This is a genomic window from Microbispora sp. NPDC046933 (assembly GCF_040644635.1).
Lineage (GTDB): Bacteria > Actinomycetota > Actinomycetes > Streptosporangiales > Streptosporangiaceae > Microbispora.
The window spans coordinates 205,207-223,192 of record NZ_JBEYWW010000004.1; the positions used below are offsets into that span (position 1 = coordinate 205,207).

16 protein-coding genes are annotated in these 17,986 nt (G+C 69.7%); 2 read left to right on the forward strand and 14 right to left on the reverse strand.

From position 1 onward, the window contains the following. Positions 1–40: 40 nt before the first annotated feature. The 14 genes from ABZ857_RS07270 to ABZ857_RS07335 all read right to left on the reverse strand — a co-directional run bounded on the left by ABZ857_RS07270 (position 41) and on the right by ABZ857_RS07335 (position 15,436). Positions 41–535, reverse strand: a complete 495-nt coding sequence (locus tag ABZ857_RS07270) for a nicotinamide-nucleotide amidohydrolase family protein (protein WP_357038913.1) — start codon at positions 533–535, stop codon at positions 41–43. Next, positions 532–1,323: a CDP-diacylglycerol--glycerol-3-phosphate 3-phosphatidyltransferase gene (gene pgsA, locus ABZ857_RS07275; protein ID WP_357038916.1), complete on the reverse strand. Its 792-nt coding sequence runs from the start codon at positions 1,321–1,323 to the stop codon at positions 532–534. The genes ABZ857_RS07270 and pgsA overlap by 4 nt, the downstream gene beginning before the upstream one ends. Then, positions 1,320–2,732, reverse strand: a complete 1,413-nt coding sequence (gene rimO, locus ABZ857_RS07280; protein WP_357038919.1) for a 30S ribosomal protein S12 methylthiotransferase RimO — start codon at positions 2,730–2,732, stop codon at positions 1,320–1,322. The genes pgsA and rimO overlap by 4 nt, the downstream gene beginning before the upstream one ends. 30 nt (positions 2,733–2,762) lie before the next feature. Further along, on the reverse strand, positions 2,763–3,482 hold the full coding sequence (locus ABZ857_RS07285) for a helix-turn-helix domain-containing protein (RefSeq protein WP_357038922.1): 720 nt from the start codon (positions 3,480–3,482) through the stop codon (positions 2,763–2,765). A gap of 458 nt (positions 3,483–3,940) precedes the next feature. After that, positions 3,941–6,484 carry a DNA translocase FtsK gene (locus tag ABZ857_RS07290; RefSeq protein ID WP_357038924.1) on the reverse strand — a complete coding sequence of 848 codons (2,544 nt, stop codon included), beginning with the start codon at positions 6,482–6,484 and terminating at the stop codon, positions 3,941–3,943. Between the two features lie 10 nt (positions 6,485–6,494). Further along, positions 6,495–7,721, reverse strand: a complete 1,227-nt coding sequence (locus ABZ857_RS07295; protein ID WP_357038927.1) for a hypothetical protein — start codon at positions 7,719–7,721, stop codon at positions 6,495–6,497. Next, positions 7,718–8,329 carry a DUF6879 family protein gene (locus tag ABZ857_RS07300; RefSeq protein WP_357038930.1) on the reverse strand — a complete coding sequence of 204 codons (612 nt, stop codon included), beginning with the start codon at positions 8,327–8,329 and terminating at the stop codon, positions 7,718–7,720. Before ABZ857_RS07300 ends, ABZ857_RS07295 begins: the two co-directional genes overlap by 4 nt. 77 nt (positions 8,330–8,406) lie before the next feature. Then, positions 8,407–8,532, reverse strand: coding sequence for a hypothetical protein (locus tag ABZ857_RS07305; RefSeq protein WP_357038933.1), 126 nt, complete (start codon positions 8,530–8,532; stop codon positions 8,407–8,409). Positions 8,533–8,579: 47 nt separating this feature from the next. After that, positions 8,580–9,704, reverse strand: coding sequence for a ThiF family adenylyltransferase (locus ABZ857_RS07310; protein WP_357038936.1), 1,125 nt, complete (start codon positions 9,702–9,704; stop codon positions 8,580–8,582). A gap of 576 nt (positions 9,705–10,280) precedes the next feature. After that, entirely contained in the window at positions 10,281–11,054 is a 774-nt protein-coding gene (locus ABZ857_RS07315; RefSeq protein WP_357038939.1) for an IclR family transcriptional regulator, read from the reverse strand. 29 nt (positions 11,055–11,083) lie between these two features. Then, the gene (locus tag ABZ857_RS07320) at positions 11,084–12,247 is read right to left on the reverse strand and encodes an enolase C-terminal domain-like protein (RefSeq protein WP_357038942.1); all 1,164 of its coding nucleotides are present in this window, start codon (positions 12,245–12,247) and stop codon (positions 11,084–11,086) included. Positions 12,248–12,340: 93 nt separating this feature from the next. Then, entirely contained in the window at positions 12,341–13,630 is a 1,290-nt protein-coding gene (locus ABZ857_RS07325; protein ID WP_357038945.1) for a sugar ABC transporter substrate-binding protein, read from the reverse strand. Between the two features lie 50 nt (positions 13,631–13,680). Further along, on the reverse strand, positions 13,681–14,559 hold the full coding sequence (locus tag ABZ857_RS07330) for a carbohydrate ABC transporter permease (protein ID WP_357038948.1): 879 nt from the start codon (positions 14,557–14,559) through the stop codon (positions 13,681–13,683). Positions 14,560–14,578: 19 nt separating this feature from the next. After that, positions 14,579–15,436 (reverse strand): sugar ABC transporter permease, encoded by an 858-nt coding sequence (locus ABZ857_RS07335; RefSeq protein ID WP_357039374.1) that lies wholly within the window; start codon positions 15,434–15,436, stop codon positions 14,579–14,581. Between the two features lie 246 nt (positions 15,437–15,682). Between ABZ857_RS07335 and ABZ857_RS07340 the strand changes: the two genes are divergently transcribed. Together ABZ857_RS07340 and ABZ857_RS07345 are read left to right on the forward strand one after the other, a co-directional pair. Next, positions 15,683–16,600, forward strand: coding sequence for a 5-dehydro-4-deoxyglucarate dehydratase (locus ABZ857_RS07340; protein WP_357038951.1), 918 nt, complete (start codon positions 15,683–15,685; stop codon positions 16,598–16,600). 49 nt (positions 16,601–16,649) lie between these two features. After that, on the forward strand, positions 16,650–17,963 hold the full coding sequence (locus tag ABZ857_RS07345; protein ID WP_357038954.1) for a pectate lyase: 1,314 nt from the start codon (positions 16,650–16,652) through the stop codon (positions 17,961–17,963). The last annotated feature ends 23 nt before the right edge of the window (positions 17,964–17,986 follow it).

The following is a 17,986-nucleotide window of genomic DNA, read 5'->3' on the forward strand; positions in this document are numbered from 1 at the left end:
GACCGAGGCGAGCATGTTCGCTGGGGACGTAACGCGGTAATCACCCCGAATGTTCCCCCAAATTTGCCTTCAGCACACCTTCCAGCAGGTTCAATGCCTCCTGACAGGTGGCGTTTCTGATCGCGTCCCTGTTTCCGGTCAAGCGCAGGTCACGGTGCCAGAGGCGCTCCTGCGGCCCCGCGAGGGCGATGTGGACCGTGCCGACCGGCTTGCCGTCCTGGGGATCGGGGCCGGCGACCCCGGTCACCGCCAGGCCGTAGTCGGAGTCTGTGAGCTTGCGCACTCCCGCGGCCATGGCCGCGGCCACGTCGGGGTGCACCGCCCCCTCCCTCTCCAGGAGATCGAAGGGCACGTCGAGGAGGCTCGCCTTGAGGTCCGTGGCGTAGGCGATCACCCCGCCCCGGAAGGCGGCCGAGGCGCCCATCGGACCGGTCATCGTGGCCCCGATCAGGCCGCCCGTGAGCGACTCCGCCACGGCGACCGTCGCGCCCTGGCGGACCAGCAGGGACAGCACCTCGCTCGCCACGCCCATCATCCGGTTCGCGCGCTCCTCGCCACCTGCCGCAGCCGCACCGCCCGCACCACGTAGTCGGCGCCGGTCCCCACCGTGACCACCAGGGCGAGCCCCATCGCCGCCCACCTGGCCAGGTCGGGCACGCCCGGCACGATGTAGAGGGCGATGGCCACGATCTGCAACACGGTCTTCACCTTGCCCCCGTAACTGGCCGGGATAACCCCGTGCCGGATCACGAGGAAGCGCAGCAGCGTCACCCCCGCCTCGCGGGCGATGATCACCAGGGTGACCCACCACGGGATCTCGCCGAGATACGAGAGGCTGAGCAGAGCGGCGCCGATCAGCGCCTTGTCCGCGATCGGGTCGGCGATCTTCCCGAAGTCGGTGATCAGCGCGTACTTCCTGGCGAGCCAGCCGTCGAGCTGGTCGGTGAGGGACGCGAGCAGGAAGACGCCGAGGGCCGCCAGCCGCCAGACCTGCCCGTCGACGAACAGGAAGACGGTGAAGACGGGGACGATCGCCAGCCGGGCGATGGTCAGGACGTTCGCGATGTTCCAGGTGCTGACGTGGTGTGCCGGGCCCTCTCCGGCCACGCCCGCGGACGGCTGCTCGGGTGCGGTGAGGCCGTCGTCCGGCGGGCCGTCCGGCGTCGCGCCGGGCTCCTCGTGGACGCCGGCCCCCGCCTGCGGGGCGGGCGCAGGGGTCACCACCGGCGCGGCGGGCACGGCGGCGACCGGCGGCGCCGCGGGCTCCGGTGTCACCTCTCCCGGACCCGCCACGTCCACCGGCGGCTCACCGCGCTCGGTCATGTGCCTGCCTTGATCCGGGCGATGAGGTCGACCCCCTCGGAGTCGACGGCGACCGCCTGGACGATCTGGCCGGGGACCAGGCCGATTCCCTGGACCGTGACCGCGCCGTCCACCTCGGGGCCCTGGTGCGCCGCCCGGCCCTCGTATCCGCCGTCGCCGAGGTCCTCCTCGATCAGGACCTCCAGCTCGGTGCCGATGCGCTCCTCGGCCCGCTGGGTGGTCAGCTCCTCGGCGAGCTCGGTCAACGTCGCGACCCGCTCGTCGATCACGTCCTGGTCGAGCTTGCCCTCGAAGCCGTACGCCTCGGTGCCCTCCTCGTCGGAGTAGCCGAAGACGCCGATGACGTCCAGCCTGGCCTCCTCGAGGAAGCCCACCAGCTCGTCGAACTCCTCCTGGGTCTCCCCCGGGAACCCCACGATGAAGTTGGACCTGACGCCCGCCTCGGGCGCGCGGTCGCGGATCTGCGCGAGCAGGTCCAGGAACCGCTTGGGATCGCCGAAGCGCCGCATCCGCCGCAGCACGGTTCCGCTGGCGTGCTGGAAGGACAGGTCGAAGTAGGGCGCGACCCCCTCGGTGGAGGCGATCACGTCGAGCAGCCCGGGCCGCAGCTCGGCGGGCTGCAGGTAGCTGACCCGGACCCGCTCGATGCCCTCGGTCGCGGCCAGGAGGGGCAGCAGCTTCTCCAGCGCGCGCAGGTCGCCCAGGTCCTTGCCGTACGACGTGGAGTTCTCGCTGACCAGCACGAGCTCCTTGACGCCCTGCCCGGCCAGCCAGGCGGCCTCGGCGAGCAGGTCCTCCGGCCGGCGGGAGACGTACGAGCCGCGGAAGGCGGGGATCGCGCAGAACGTGCAGCGCCGGTCGCAGCCCGACGCGAGCTTGAGCGAGGCGACCGGGCCGCCGGTGAGCCGCTTGCGCAGCGTACGCGGGCCGCTGGCGGGGGCCACACCCTCGGGGAGCGCGTCGTCCTGGCCGTGGCCCGGGATGTGCGCCCGGGCGGCCGAGCGCTCCACCGGCGTGATCGGCAGCAGCGTACGGCGGTCCCGCGGCGAGTGCGGGACCAGAGGCCTGCCCGCGAGGACGTCGTCGAGACGCTCCCCGATCTCGGCGTAGTCGTCGAAGGAGATCACGGTCGCCTCGGGCAGGGCGTCGGCGAGCTGCGCGCCGTATCGCTCGGCCATGCAGCCCGCCGCCACCACCTTCGCGCCCGAGTCGGCCGCGGCGAGGAGGGTGTCGATCGAGTCCTTCTTCGCCGAATCGATGAAGCCGCACGTGTTGACGACGACGACGTCGGGATCGTCGTCATCGGTGTGCCAGCCGGCGGCCTCCAGCCGCGCGGCCAGCTCCTCGGAGTCGACCTCGTTGCGGGCGCAGCCCAGCGTGATCAGCGATACGGTTCGGCGAGAAGACATGATGCGAACTACGGTATCGGCAGTCGGCGATTAACGGGGACTCGGGCCGTCCGCCTCGAAGGTCCGCCGGACCATCTGTCCGTCCTTGCCCGGCGTGCCGAGGTCCCTTCCGTTGACCTCCAGCCGGACCGCCCCCGCGTCGCCGATGGTCACCCGCATCCGGTCCTTGGCCGAATACGTCGTGGTCTTCCCCTCGGGCAGCGTCCCCTGGAAGATCTCGTGGCCCTTGGCGTCCTTCACGTTGACGTAGGCCGGCTTGCGCGCGGTGAACTTCACGACCACGAGGCCGGGCGCGACGGCCTCCTCGATGGTCTTCTTCTCGTGGCCCCTCTCGTGGCGCGCGTGCGCGTGCGGCGCGTTCACCGGAAGCTGGGCGGCCGTCGGGCCCGTCTTCCCGCCGGAGCCCCCGACGATCCGCGCGATGACGACGACCGCGACGATGGCCAGGGCGACCGCGACGGCCATCGTCCACCTGGGGGTCCTGCGGGCCCGCTCGCCCACGTCGCCCCTGAACACGGCCGACGCCCTGACCGGTGACACGTTGTCGGCGTTCTCCTGCTCGTACTGCCGCAGGATCTCGTCCGGGTCCAGGCCGAGGTCGGAGGCGAGGGTCCGGATGTGCCCGCGCGCGTAGAAGTCGCCCACCGAGAAGTCATCGTGCTCGAAGCGTTCGATGACGGTCTCGCGGACCCGCGTGCGCTCGCTGAGCTGACGCACGGTCAGCCCGGCGCGCTCACGGGCTTCGGCCAAAACAGCACCAACGCTCATCGTTCCGCCCCCCTGTCGTCAACCGCACCGTCGTCCGGCTCGCCCCACGATGCGTGGTTAGTCACATTCAATCAGCAACTGACTACGGAGGGTACCCATAGGTGGACGCGGAGCAACGCGACCTCAGCGGGCGGCGTGCGCGTCGTGAGCGACGATCTCCAGACGGCGCGCCGGTTCCCTTCGTCCCGCCGGCGACCACCGCGTGGCGGCCTTCCAGCGGGAGAGCCCCAGGTAGGGCATGATTCTTCCGGCGAGCCGGTGGTCGTCGACGGCCGCACCGGCGAGCGGTCGACGGCCCCGGCTACGTCTTCGCGGCCGGGCCCGCGGCGGGACCGGTCATGCGGCAGCGGTACGAACGCGCACCGGAGATCACAGCGTCCGAACCGGCCTGATCATGGACGGCGGCTCGCCGCACCGGGCCGTCCTCGCACCGTCCCCGTTCAGCCGGTCTCCCCGCGCAGCTCGGCGAGCAGGCCGGGCAGGTCGTCGGGCTTGACCAGCACCTCCCGTGCCTTGGACCCCTCACTCGGGCCGACCACGTTGCGGCTCTCCAGCAGGTCCATCAGCCGCCCGGCCTTGGCGAAGCCGACGCGCAGCTTGCGCTGGAGCATGGACGTGGAGCCGAACTGGGTCGACACGATCAGCTCGGCGGCCTGGATCAGCAGGTCGAGGTCGTCGCCGATCTCCTCGTCGACCTCCCGCTTCGCGGCGGCGGGCGCGGCGACGTCCTCGCGGTACTCGGCCTGCATCTGAACCTTGCAGTGGGCGACAACCTCCGCGATCTCCTTCTCGGAGACGAACGCGTTCTGCAGCCGCATCGGCTTGCTCGCGCCCATCGGCAGGAACAGCGCGTCGCCCTGCCCGACGAGCTTCTCGGCTCCCGGCTGGTCGAGGATGACCCGCGAGTCGGCGAGCGAGGAGGTCGCGAACGCCAGCCGCGAGGGCACGTTCGCCTTGATCAGGCCGGTGACGACGTCCACGGACGGCCGCTGGGTGGCGATGACCAGGTGGATGCCGGCGGCCCGGGCGAGCTGCGTGATGCGGACGATCGAGTCCTCCACGTCGCGCGGCGCGACCATCATCAGGTCGGCCAGCTCGTCCACGATCACCAGCAGGTACGGGTACGGCTGGTAGACGCGCTCGCTGCCCGGCGGCGGCACCAGCTTGCCCGCGCGCACGGCCTTGTTGAAGTCGTCCACGTGCCGGAAACCGCTGGCCGCGAGGTCGTCGTACCGCCGGTCCATCTCCCCCACCACCCATTCGAGGGCCTCGGCGGCCTTCTTCGGGTTGGTGATGATGGGCGTGATGAGGTGCGGGATGCCCTCGTACGAGCTGAGCTCGACCCGCTTGGGGTCGACCAGCACCATGCGGACCTCGTCGGGCGTGGCCCGCATGAGGATCGAGGAGATCAGCCCGTTGATGCAGGTCGACTTGCCCGCGCCGGTGGCGCCCGCGATGAGGATGTGCGGCATCTTGGCCAGGTTGGCCACGATGGTGCGGCCCTCGACGTCCTTGCCGAGCCCCACGATCATCGGGTGGTGGTCGGCCTGGGCCACCGGCGAGCGCAGCACGTCGCCCAGCGAGACGAGGTCCTTGTCCGTGTTCGGGATCTCCACGCCGATCGCCGACTTGCCCGGGATCGGGGACAGGATCCGCACGTCGGCCGACTTCACCGCGTACGCGATGTTCTTGGTGAGCGCCGTGACCTTCTCGACCTTGACCGCCGGGCCCAGCTCGATCTCGTACCTGGTCACCGTCGGGCCGCGGGTGAACCCGACCACCTGCGCGTCGATGGCGAACTGCTCCAGCACGCTGCTCAGCGCGTCCACGACGACCTTGTTGGCCTTGGTCTGCGGCTTGGGCGCGCTGCCCGGCCGCAGCAGCGCGAGGTCCGGCAGCGTGTACGGCCCCTCCTGACTGGACAGGACGAGCTGCTCCACCTTGCGCGGCGCGGGGGTCGGCAGCGGGGGCTGCGGCGCCGGCTTGGGGACCTCCATCTCCGGCTCGGTGGGCTCGGCCGAGTCCGCGACGTCGTCCACCAGGCCCGGGACGATCTCCGGCGAGTGCTCCTTCTCCGACAGCACGGGCGTGTCGTACGGCTTGACGCTGTCGCCGCCCTCGGCGTCGCGTCCGCCGCCCTGCGGCTTGCGGGTGCGCTTCCTGGCCGGGGCCGGGGTCTTGCGGGGCTCCCCGGTCTCCTCCGGCCGCTGGAAGAGCATGTGCTGGATCTCGGCGAGACGCTCGGGGATGCGGTGGATCGGGGTCGCGGTGATCACGAGCAGGCCGAAGCCGGACAGCATCAGCAGCAGCGGGATCGTGATGAACGCCGGCAGGATGCTCGACGGCGGAGCCGAGACGATGAAACCGACCATGCCGCCCGCCGCCGACACGTTGTCCATGCCGTCGTTGGGCCCGCCCGAGGGGTACGGCGTGCCGTGGGCGACGTGCACGATCCCGAGGATCCCGGCCAGCAGCATGGTCCAGCCGATGCCCATCCTGCCGGTCTCGGCGTTCTGGTCGGGGTGGCGCAGCAGCCGCCAGGCGAGCAGCGCGAGCAGCACGGGCACCGCCCAGGTGAGTGATCCCACCGACCCGCGCACGACGGCGTCGACGAACGCGGCGAAGCCCGTCTTGGTGTCCCGCCAGGTCAGGGCGGCGAGCACGATGGCGCCGGCGAGCACCGACAGCCCCTGCCCGTCGCGGCGGTGCATGGGGTCGAGGTCGCGGACTCCCTGCCCGAGCGCCCGTGCCGCCGCGCCCACGCTGTTCGCCACCAGCATCCACACGCCGACGACGACCTTGCCGATCATGAGGAAGACCCAGCTGATCGGGTCGTGACCGGTGGCGACCGGCCGTTTGGGCGCGGGCCTGGGCGCCGCCCTGCCTCGGGAACCCGCCGGGGATCGCTTCGGGGAAGCCGTACGGGATCCGGAGCGCGACGCGGGTCGCTTGCCGGACCCCTGTCCGGACGTACGGGTGGCCATGATGCCGAAGTTACTCGTAAGGCGAGGAGATATCCGGAAGGCTCGCCGAGCGGGCAGCCCGCGCCCGTCCCGCGACGAACCGTCTCACCCGTGGCCCGTGCCTGCGGACCCAGGCCCTCACCCACACACCCTGGTAGCCGATGACGACCCCCAGCGTCGCCAGGGCGTCGACGGCGCCGACCGCGTCGTCGTGCCGCACGAGCACGTCAAGCGACCGGGCGACCAACGCGACGGTGAAGGGCACGGAGATCAGCAGGAAGACCCCGAGGCAGAGCCCCGTTCCGGCGACGAGGAGCGCGCTGTAGAGCCGGACGAACCGGCGCTGCCGTGGCTCCAGCCCGGCGAGCGGATCCGCGGTGGACACCCGGGCGGCCCGGCGAAGCAGATGCAGGAGGAAGGCGGTCGCGTCGGCGTAGAGGTTGCGGCACCGCGCCAGGTCCTGAACCAGGAAATACAGGTCGGTGCGCATGAAGATGAAGAACTGCAACGCCAGCCCCGTCATCTCGGTGAGAGCGATGACGGACAGCAGCACGTTGCCGCCGGACAGCGCCATCGTCAGCAGACAGCCGGCGAGGACGCTCGCGTCCACCGCGATCCCCGCGAGGTAGACGGTCAGGCGGATCCGCCGCTCGGCGAGCCAGATGCCGGAGACATCGGTCTGCGCGGCCAGGAACTGAAGCCGTGTGTCCACGCGAATGCGCCCCGGGACTCCCGCGGCCCGCGCGGTGAGAAGGTGGGCGAACTCGTGAAGTGAGACCAGTATCGCCACCAGGGCGACTTCACTCAGCAGGACCAGCGTGCCGTGCTCGCTCCAGAGCAAGGAGCGCCACCGGGGAACGACGTCGGGCCGGAGCGCCGCGGCGACGAATCCGCTGAGCACAAGCAGGCCGAGCAGGCAGTGCAGCACCGGGCTCAGCGTCCATCGCACCATCCCCTTCGTTATCCAGGGAAGCGACGGCGCGCGGGTGCCGGTGTCGGCGAAGACCCGATCGCCGATCGAGGCCACCATCCCCACGGCCGCCAGGTCGTGCACGAACGCGGACACGTCGAGATCCGCCCTCAGCTCGGTTTTGAGCTCTTCGCGTGTCTCGGAAATCGTCCGCCCGCTGTCGAGCAGTTCGATCGCGCGCTTTCCGGCACGGGGCACCGCGATACACACACCGGTCTCGACTCGCCCGACGATCCATCCGTCCTCGTCCTCGCGGAATCCCAGAGGACGCAGCCGGACACGCGTCATCGCGCTTCTACGCCGATCCCGGGCGGGGGCAGCGGCGCGACCCGCTCCTCCACGTAGGTCAGCAGGTCTTCGCCTCGCTCGTACAAAGAGGACACGATCGAACCCCATGCTCTGACCGCTTCGGCATCGTCCGTCCTCCGCGCGCCGACACACGTGCCGCCCTTGTCGTACTGAACGTGGTACATGTGCCTTCCGGGAAATATGACGAGTTCCGGAAGGGGACCGTCCGTCTCGATATCGGCCACCTCGCGGGCATCCAGAACCCTGCCGCGCTCTCCCAGGCGCATGCGCAGGGCGAGGAGGTGAAGTTCCCACTGCAGGTACGCGGTGAGCGGCGTCTCGACGACACGCAGGCGCCGCAGCTCCCCTCTGGCGGGAAGATCGGCGGCGATCGTTTCACGTGCCGCCTCCAGCAGCTCGAGAGACCGCTGCCAGTCTCCCTCACGCATGGCGTTCCAGCTCGGATTCGGCCCTTCGTCGAATTCCTGCGCGCGCTCCAGCTTCCAGATCACGCCGTCGACGTCGTGGAAGACTTCCAGGAAATCCGCCGCATACTCCTTCATGGGCAGCATCGTGCCCGGCACGGCCTCCAGCCGGGGTATTTTCATGCCTCACCCTCATTCGTTTTCGCAAGTGCAGTGGTCCGGATGGCGACTCGGAAATCGTCCATCCGGACCACGGTCGGTCAGCTATTCGAGTTCCCGCTGTAGGTCTGCGTGGTCTCGATCCTGTCGAGCAGCCGGATCGAAATCTTTCCGGCCGCGTCCTCGATCTCGGCGGTCTCCTGCACCAACGGCTCCTGTCGCTCCATTTCCACCTCCTCTCGTCCGATTACTCGTCACATTAATCCGGGCCATATTAGGTGTCAATGCCGGCGTTTCGATTTCCGCTCCGCCGCAAAGCGCAGCCGGCACATCCCGGCGAGGCCGAATGGAGTGTGTACACATGCTGTTCGGGAGCAATCAGATTTATTCCGGTAACGTGGCTGCGGAGCGTCACCGGAATGCCGGCCACCATCGAGATGACAGCCTGCGCGGTGAGATGGCCGGAAATACCGGCGGACGGTGCCAGCACCCCGGGACCGCCGAGGTCGACGTGAACCCCGGGCGTCAACGTCGCTTCGATGGTCGCGGTGAGGCATTCGTAACACGGTCCGTCAGCGGTGAAGACCCCCACGCTGACGAGGGGACCGCGATACCCGCCGACGGCCCAGGGCACCCCCGCCATCAGACACGCCCGGTTGGCCCAGATCCGGATGCTGTCCCCGCCCCGGGGTTCGTCCGCGCAGAGGGCGAGCGCGTCGAAACCGGCCAGCAGCGCGGACAGATCCGCCCTGCTCTCGACGGCCCGGGTCTCCCCGGTCACGTGGACACTCGAATTGATCCGCCCGAGACGACGCACCACCACGTCGGCCTTCGGTTTCCCGATGTCCGCCTCGGTGAACAGCGCCTGCCGGGTGAGATTCGACAACTCCACCACGTCGCGGTCGACGCAGTGGATTCTCCCGACACCCGCGGCGGCCAACGCCCAGGCGGCATGGCTGCCGGTGCCACCGAGTCCCAGGACCAGCACGCGAGCGCGCTTCAGCGCGACCTGCGCTTCCCATCCATGCGCCCGGGGGACGAGATCCACCCAGCGAAAGAACGCCAGATTCCGGGAATACCGCTCTCTCTCCGCCGCGCTGAGATCACTCGGCGGCCGGGCCGCCGCGTCCTCCAGGTAGCCCGATTTCAGCAGCAGGTCCACGATGCCGGCGGCGTCCGCCCGCCTCAGGCCGGGGAACAACCCGCACAGATGATCGGCGACGTCAGAGGGCGTGCGGGTTCCGTCCATCGCCGACAACGCGGCCCATGCGTGACCGTGGGGATCCGATATCTCCGCGGCGATCCCGTAGACGGAGCCGCCGATTCGAATCCTGTCCTGCCCGAATCTGTACGGCCGATGCTCGGCCTTCACCCTCGGCAATCGCACGCCGACCTCCACCGGCGGAGGAGAAGATTACGACACAGGAAACTACCGATCTAGATTGTTTCCGGTCAATATCTGACGGCAGAATACGATGAGTGCACGGCCCCGCACCGTGCGAATTATCCGAAGGCCGAGAAGCGGTCGGCCGTTATATACGCCGGAGGTCGCTGAGCTGCCCGGCCGCGGAAACACACCGCGCGTACACCGTTTCCCTATTCGCCGGGCCGCCCCGCCGCGCCGGGATCGAGAAATCTAGATAAATCTAGATTTCGGAAGAACGGCCGTCTAGAAATCGCCGTGGCGGTGCCCGGCGAGCCGCTCGTGGTGTTCGCTCGTGGTGGTCGCTCATGGTGTTCTCCGCGGCGGACCGGCTCGACGTGGCCGGTTCGTTCCGCCTGTCGTTCCCGGGGGCCGCGCGGCGGCGATCCGCGAACGGGCAACACGACGGAGATCGACGCGCGGGCAGCACGACGGAGATCCGCGAACGGACAGCACGACGTCCCGGCTCGGGCCGCTGGGCGGGACATCCTCGCCGGGACGCTCTCGGGCCTCCTCGCGCCGGGCGAGGGCTCCTGCGCCCGTGCGGGCGCGTCAGTAGGCGCGGCGCTGCCGCATGGCCGAGCGCTCGATGCGCTCACGCGCCTCCAGCAGGCAGGAGGCGATCTCCTTCTCCCGCTCCGGGGTCAGGCGCGGGATCGGCACGGAGCAGCTGATGGCGTCGCGCGGCGGGTCGCTGATGTGCAGCGCCACGCCGAAGCACCGCAGTCCCTCGGTGTTCTCCTCGCGGTCCACCGCGTAGCCCTGCTTGCGCACCCGGCGCAGGTCGACCAGCAGCTCCTCGGCGTCCACGATCGTGTGGGCCGTCAGCGAGGGCAGCTCGGCGGGCAGGATCGCGCGCACCTCGTCGTCGTCCCTGCTCGCCAGGATCGCCTTGCCGAGCGACGTGGTGCTCGCCGGCAGGCGGCGGCCCACCCGCGAGAACGGCCGCAGGTAGTGCCGCGAGGCGCGCGTGGCGAGGTACACGACGTCGAAGTGGTCGAGACGGGCGAGGTGCACCGTCTCCCCCGTGACCTCGGCCAGCCAGTCCAGGGCGTCGTGCGCGAGCTGGACCACCGGGTCGCCGTCGATGTACGTCGCCCCGACCAGCAGAGCCCGCATGCCGATCCGGTAGAGCGTGCCGGTGACGTCGGTCTCGATCCATCCGAGGTCGACCAGCGTGCGCAGCAAGGCGTGCAGGCTGCTCTTGGGGTAGCCCAGCTTGCCCTGAAGGTCGGTGAGGCTGTGCAGTCCGGGATACTGCGCGAAGAAGTCGAGCAGCTCGACCGTCCGGAGTGCCGACTTCACGTGCGGCACGGGTTCCGCCATGTGTACCTCCCTGACCCGCTGTACGCCTCCTATTGTGAGCCGGTTCCCCAGGAGGCGACCGTCCGGGAGGCGATGTAGTCCATATCCAGATCATCCCCCAGACCGGGAGTGTCCGGCATCCGCACCTTTCCGTCGGCGAGCGGGTCGACGATCGACCGCAGGTGCGGGGCGGGCGTGTCGTAGTCCGAGTGCGGGTGCAGCAGCCCCCGTTCGTACCACTGCCCGCACAGCGTGGCGCCGATCACGGCCAGGGCGCCGGAGCCGTTGCCGTGGATCTCGCAGTCCATGCCGAACGACTCGGCCAGGTGGACCGCCTTGATCGCCGGGATGATCCCGCCGGAGCCGACCACGCCGACCCTGAGGATGTCACAGGCCCCCGCGGCCACCCACTCCGCCCGCGCCATGTGCTTGCCCCAGGAGGTCTCCGGCCCGAGGATCGGCGTCCTGAGCTGGTCGGCGAGCCATCGGTACGACTGCACCGACGCCTCCTCCATCGGCTCCTCGTACCAGGCGAAGTTCAGCTCGTCGAGCGCCCGGCCGAGGGTCAGGGCCTCGGAGCGGGAGTACCAGTGGTTGCTGTCGAGCATGAGCGCCACATCCGGCCCCACCGCCTCGCGGACCGCGGCGCACGCCTCGATGTCGCGGTCCACGCCGTACGGCATGGGCGGCATCCAGGTGTGCAGCTTGATCCCGCGGTAGCCGCGGGAGACGAGTTCCTTGGCGAAGGCGGCGTAGTCGTCGGGGGTGGCCAGGCCGCCGGGGATGTCGTCGCCGCACATCGTGCTCGCGTAGGCGGGCACCTCGGAGCGGGCGCCGCCGAGGAGCTTCCAGACCGGCAGGCCGAGCTTGCGCCCGGCGAGGTCCCACAGGGCCTGGTCGGCGGCGCTGAGCGCCCGGTCGGACAGGTTGCCCTGGGCGCCCCGCTGGCGGCGGGCGACGCGGTGCCACAGCCGCTCCCGGTCGAGGCTGTCCTGACCGATCAGCGCCGGCCCGATGTGGCCGGTGATCACCGCCTCCCTGACGGTGTCCGGCGCCGCCAGGCAGTATCCGGTCGCGCCGTCGCTGTCGGTGATGGCCAGCAGCGCCTCCCGCACATCCCGGGGCAGGCCGGGATGCCGGTGGCCGTGCCCGTCCACCACGGACTTCGTGACCGTGGTGAAGACCGTGACGATGACGCGTTCGACGACCGCCATGGACTCTTCCCTTCTCTTCGGTGCTGGAGGGGCCGGAGGGCCGGTGCGCGGTCAGGGACGCACCGGCCCGGTCCCGGGACGCGGCGGCGGTTGTCAGCCGCCGGTCGCCTTCTTCCATTCGGCCTGGGCGTCGGTCAGCTTCTGCGCCAGGGTGTCGAGGAACTCCTGGGGCTTCATCTGCCCGAGCAGCACCTTCTGGAAGAGGGGCTCGGTGTCGGCCTTGGTGATGGAGGAGAACTGCGGCAGGTAGTAGGGCGGGGACACGACCTGGGTGTTCGGGTCGTTCAGCGTGTCGACGGCCGTCTTGAGGTGCTGCAGGCCCTGTAGCCAGGAGTCGCCCTGTGCCTCGGTGTTGGCCGGGATCTGGCCCGTCTGCTGGTTCCAGTAGCTGTTGCTGTCGTGGGAGACCAGGAACTCCACGAACTTCCAGGCGGCGTCCTTGTGCTCGCTGTTCTTGAAGACCGCGAAGCCGTCAACCGGGTTGGCGACGATGGTCCGCTTGCCGCCGGGGCCGGTCGGCAGCGCGAACGCGCCGATCTTGTCCTTGCCGTGCGCCTTGACGTGGTCGTTGTAGGAGCCCAGGTTGTGGTGCATCATCGCGATCTTCCCGGTGCCGAACGCGGCGACCATCTTCGGGAAGTCGTTGGTGACGTCGGCCTCGGGGGTGTCCTTCTTGTACAGCCCGGCCATCCTGGTGAGGAACTCGACGTTCTTCGGGTCGTTGACCGTGCTCTTGCCGGAGGCGTCGAAGAACTCGCCCACGCCCGAGTAGGAGTACATCTCGGCGAGGATCTGGAAGATCGAGCCGGCGCCGCCGCGGATGGTGTAGCCGTACTGGTCGGGCTTCTTGGTCAGCTCGTCGGCGTCCTTGAAGAACTCGTCCCAGGTGTTCGGCGCCTGCTGGAGCTTGTCCTTCAGATACCACACCACGTCCATGTTGGAGGTGTTGGGCACCAGGTAGAGCTTGCCGTCGGGCACGGTCTTGCGGACCGAGTCGAGCATCGGCGTGGCCAGCTTGCCGTTCACCGAACTCTTGGCCAGCCACTCGTCCGCCGGCTCCAGCGCCTGCTGGCCGGTCAGGTTGGCCAGGTACGACGTGGTGACGCCGCCGACGTCGGGGGTGTCCCCGCCCGCGACGGCGGTGTCGTACTTCTGCTGGACCGAGGCGATCGGGACGCCGACGTACTCGACGTGGATCGAGGGGTTGGCCGCCTCGAACCGCTTGATCAGCTCCTGGTAGATCGGGGTGCGGGCACCCCCGTTGTTGTCCCAGAACGTGATGGTCGTCTTGCCCGAGCCCTCGTCGGAACCCGAGTCCGACCCACATCCGGTAGCGGTGACGGCGAGGACGGCGAGCGCCGCCCAGGCCACTTTCATCTTCATGGTTCCTCCTGCTTACGACAGGCTGCTCTCGACAGTTGATTGGGGGGGTGCTATCCCTTGACCGCGCCGGCGCTGATGCCGTGCACGAGATAGCGCTGGACCACTGCGAACACGCAGACCACCGGCAGAGCGGCGACGACGCCTCCTGCCGCCAGGGCCCCGAAGTCGGCGCTGTACTCCCCGATCGTGTAGCTGAGCCCGACGGGGATCGTGAAGCTGTCCTGCTTGCTGACGAACATCAGCGCGAACAGGAAGTTGTTCCACGTGTGGATGAAGGCGAACGACCCCACGGCGATGAGGCCGGGCCGCAGCTGCGGCAGCACGATCGCGAGGAAGCCGCGGAACCGGGTGCAGCCGTCGACCATCGCGGCCTCCTCGACCGTGAACGGCACGGCCGAGATGAACCCGCTCATCAGGATGATCGACAGGGGCAGGTTGAAGACGGTGTCGGCGACGATGAGGCTGGCCAGGCTGTTGATCAGGCCGAGCGACTTGAAGATCGAGAACAGCGGGATCAGCATCATCGCGCCGGGGATGAACTGGGTGCACAGCAGCACGACCATGAAAAGACTCCGGCCGCGGAACCGGTAACGCGACAGCGCGTACCCGCCCATGACCGCGACGACCGTGGTGAACAGCAGCGACCAGACCCCGACGATCACGCTGTTCTTGAAGAACACCGCGTAGCCGATGTCGTTCCAGACGGTCTCGAAGTGCTCGAAGGTGATCGGCCAGGGCACCGGGTCGGTCGATCCCGCCGGCCGCAGGGCGAAGACGAGCATCCAGTAGAACGGCACGAGCGTGAAGACCAGGTACATCCCGAGGGGGACGTAGAGCCGCAGCACGCGGCCGGGATCGCGCCTCTTCCGTCGGCGGGCCCCCGCGGGCACCGCTCGGGTGCGCGGGCGGGTCATCACGTCGGCGCTCATTGCGAAACCCCTCGCCTCTTCATCGGTCCTCTCCGAACCGGCTGAGCCGCAGGTAGAGGATGGAGCAGAACAGCAGGATCACGAAGCCCGCCATCGTCAGCGCGGAGCCGTACCCGAAGTCCTTGGAGTCGACGGCGCGCTGCGCGACGTACAGGGGCAGCGTCATCGTCGCCTGCGCGGGACCGCCGCCGGTGAGCGTGTAGAGCAGGTCGACGTTGTTGAACTCCCAGACCCCGCGCAGCAGCGTGGCCAGCACGATCGCGTCCCGCAGGTGCGGCAGCGTGACGTGGAGGAAGCGCCTGGTCCGCCCGGCGCCGTCCACCGCGGCCGCCTCGTAGAGCTCGCCCGGAATGCCCTGGAGGCCGGCGAGCAGGAGGATCGCGAAGAACGGCACGCCACGCCACAGTTCGGTCACCACCACGGCCGGGAAGACCGTGTCGGGGTTGCCGAGGACCGCCGCCTCGGGCTGCCCGAGGAAGCGCAGCACCCCGGTGCTCGGCGTGTAGAGCAGGATCCAGATGCCCGTCGTCAGCACCCCGGAGACGGCCCAGGGGGAGAAGACGAGCGACCGGGCGAGCCCCCGGCCGATGAAACTTTCATTGACGATCAGGGCCAGGGCCAGCCCGAGGATCAGCTGGAGGCCGATCTCGGCGACCACCCATTTGGCGGTGAACGCCAGGCTGTGCCAGAAGACCTCGTCCTCGAACAACATCCGCCGGAAATTGTCGAGACCGGCGAAGCCGTCCGCCCATGGCCGGGTGAGGTTGCGGTGCTGCAGGCTGTAGTACGCGACGCTGCCGATGGGGTAGACGAGGAACGCGGCGATGAGCGCGACCGTCGGTGAGATCAGCAGGTACGGCACGGCCCTGCGGCGCATCGTCGTCACCGGCGCATCTCCTCTGTGACTCTTCCGGAACTCCGTTCAAGACATATTCCTGAACTTCGTTCACAAGCGTGGACGGATCAACGGTGATGTTCCGGCCTCGGTCCTGTCAAGGACCCGTGTCCTATTCGAAACATTCGCCCTCTTGGGGTGCGCGTCTTGACCGGGCGCCGCCGCGCACCGTACGGTCCGGGTGTTCACGAATATGAATTTGGTTCAGAGCTATGACGGAGGATGCCGGTGACGTTCGACGGCCTGCTGTTCTTCCCGGTCACGCCGTGCGACGAGGAGGAGCGGCTCGACCTCGAGGTGTTCCGCCGGCACGTGCGGCAGGGCGTCGAGGCGGGGTGCGGCGCGGTGTTCGCCTGCTGCGGCACCGGCGAGTTCCCCTCGCTCGGCCTGCGTGACTACGCCGCCTGCGTGGCCGCGGCCGTCGAGGAGGCGGCCGGACGCGTCCCGGTCGTCGCCGGGACCGGCTACGGCACCGCGATGGCCCTGGAGTTCGCCAGGGCGGCCGAGGACGGCGGGGCCTCGGCCCTGCTCGCGCTGCCGCCGTACCTCGTGCAGGCGGGCCAGCACGGCCTGCGCCGCCACTACGAGGCGATCGCGGACGGCACCCGGCTGCCGATCATCCTCTACCAGCGGGACAACGCCGTCTTCGAGCCAGAGACGGTCGCGGCGCTCGCGGAGCACCCGGGCGTCATCGGGCTCAAGGACGGCTACGGCGACCTCGGCCTCATGCGCCGGATCATCGAGGCCGCCCCGCCCGGCATGCTCTACTTCAACGGCCTTCCGACCGCGGAGCTGTCCCAGCTCGGCTACCGGGACCTCGGGGTGGTCCGCTACTCCTCCGCCGTCTTCTGCTTTCTCCCCGACCTCGCGCTCGCCTGCTACCAGGCGCTGCGGGACGGCCGCGACGACGTCGCCGACCGTCTGATCGAGGGGTTCTACCGGCCCCTGGTCGACCTGCGGCGCGAGGGTCCGGGGTACGCCGTCTCACTCATCAAGGCGGGTGTGCGCCTGCGTGGTCTGGACGTGGGACCCGTCCGCCGGCCGCTGTCCGATCCCAGCCCCGAGCACCTCGACAGGCTCGCCGCGCTGATCGACCGCGGTCTCGCCCTTCTCGACGAACTGGAGCGGTCGCCCAACCCGGCCTGAGCGCCGGGCGAGGAGTTCTCGGGGGAGCGACCGCGGAACGGAGACAGTCATGCCCGGAAGATCCCTACTGCTGTCGGCCGCCCTCGCGGTCACGGCCGCCGTCCCCGTGCTGGGAGCGGGCCCCGCCGGGGCGGCCACCCCGCCGGCCGGGAAGCCGGCCGACCCGCCCGTCGAACTGGGCCGGCAGACGCTGCCCGCGAACGACGGCTGGGCCTCGGCCGGCACCGGCACCACGGGCGGCGCGGCGGCCCCCGCCGCGAACGTCCGCGTGGTCACCGACCGCGCCGGCCTGGTCGCGGCCCTCGCCTCCCCCGGCCCCCGCGTCATCTACGTCAAGGGCGTCATCGACGTCGACAAGACCTGCGCGGACTTCGCCACCGGCGGCTACACCCTGGCCGGCTACCTCGCGGCGTACGACCCGGCGGTGTGGGGCAGGGACACCGAGCCGTCCGGGCCCATGGAGGACGCGCGGGCGGCCTCCGCCGCGGCGCAGACGAAGTACATCAAGCTCAAGGTGCCGTCCAACACCACGATCGTGGGCCTGCCGGGAGCGACCATCCGGCACATCAACCTGCACGTGGACAAGGCGGACAACGTCATCATCCGCAACATCCGGTTCGAGGACGCGGCCGACTGCTTCCCCCAGTGGGACCCCACCGACGGCGCCGAGGGCAACTGGAACTCCCTGTACGACAACATCTCGGTGACCGGCTCGACCCACGTCTGGATCGACCACAACAGCTTCACCGACGGTGACAACCCGGACTCGAACCAGCCGGTCTACTTCGGCCGGCCTTACCAGGTGCACGACGGGCAGGCGGACATCACGAGCGCGTCCGACTTCGTGACCGTGTCCTGGAACAAGTTCTCCGACCACGACAAGACCATGCTGATCGGCTCCACCAACAACCCCGCCAACGACCGGGGCAAGCTCAGCGTCACGGTGCACCACAATGAGTTCAACGGCAACCTCCAGCGGCTGCCGCGCGTGCGGTTCGGCAAGGTGCACGTCTACAACAACTACTACCAGGTGCCCGACGCCGAGCCGTTCGAGTACGCGCTGGGTGTGGGGGTGGAGTCCCAGATCTACGCGGAGAACAACTACTTCCGGCTGAGCCGGAGCGTGGACCCGGCCGACCTGCTCTACAACTGGGGCGGCACGGCGCTGACGGCCAAGGGCAACCTGCTGCGGGTCGGCGGCAAGGAACAGCCGGTCGACCTGGTCGCCGCCTACAACGCGAAGAACGACCCCGACCTCGGCGCCGACGCGGGCTGGACGCCGACCCTGCACACGGGGATCGACCCCGCCGAGACCGTGCGCAGGGAGGTCTCCCGGCACGCCGGGGCCGGCGAGATCCACTGACGACCGGCGGCGCGTGGCCCCTC

Excerpts from the sequence above, each read along its gene's own strand:
- ABZ857_RS07270 (WP_357038913.1), bottom strand. The coding sequence starts at position 535 with ATGATGGGCGTGGCGAGCGAGGTGCTGTCCCTGCTGGTCCGCCAGGGC.
- pgsA (WP_357038916.1), bottom strand. The coding sequence starts at position 1,323 with ATGACCGAGCGCGGTGAGCCGCCGGTGGACGTGGCGGGTCCGGGAGAG.
- rimO (WP_357038919.1), bottom strand. The coding sequence starts at position 2,732 with ATGTCTTCTCGCCGAACCGTATCGCTGATCACGCTGGGCTGCGCCCGC.
- ABZ857_RS07290 (WP_357038924.1), bottom strand. The coding sequence starts at position 6,484 with ATGGCCACCCGTACGTCCGGACAGGGGTCCGGCAAGCGACCCGCGTCG.
- ABZ857_RS07295 (WP_357038927.1), bottom strand. The coding sequence starts at position 7,721 with ATGACGCGTGTCCGGCTGCGTCCTCTGGGATTCCGCGAGGACGAGGAC.
- ABZ857_RS07300 (WP_357038930.1), bottom strand. The coding sequence starts at position 8,329 with ATGAAAATACCCCGGCTGGAGGCCGTGCCGGGCACGATGCTGCCCATG.
- ABZ857_RS07305 (WP_357038933.1), bottom strand. The coding sequence starts at position 8,532 with ATGGAGCGACAGGAGCCGTTGGTGCAGGAGACCGCCGAGATCGAGGAC.
- ABZ857_RS07315 (WP_357038939.1), bottom strand. The coding sequence starts at position 11,054 with ATGGCGGAACCCGTGCCGCACGTGAAGTCGGCACTCCGGACGGTCGAG.
- ABZ857_RS07320 (WP_357038942.1), bottom strand. The coding sequence starts at position 12,247 with ATGGCGGTCGTCGAACGCGTCATCGTCACGGTCTTCACCACGGTCACG.
- ABZ857_RS07325 (WP_357038945.1), bottom strand. The coding sequence starts at position 13,630 with ATGAAGATGAAAGTGGCCTGGGCGGCGCTCGCCGTCCTCGCCGTCACC.
- ABZ857_RS07330 (WP_357038948.1), bottom strand. The coding sequence starts at position 14,559 with ATGAGCGCCGACGTGATGACCCGCCCGCGCACCCGAGCGGTGCCCGCG.
- ABZ857_RS07335 (WP_357039374.1), bottom strand. The coding sequence starts at position 15,436 with ATGCGCCGCAGGGCCGTGCCGTACCTGCTGATCTCACCGACGGTCGCG.
- ABZ857_RS07345 (WP_357038954.1), top strand. The coding sequence starts at position 16,650 with ATGCCCGGAAGATCCCTACTGCTGTCGGCCGCCCTCGCGGTCACGGCC.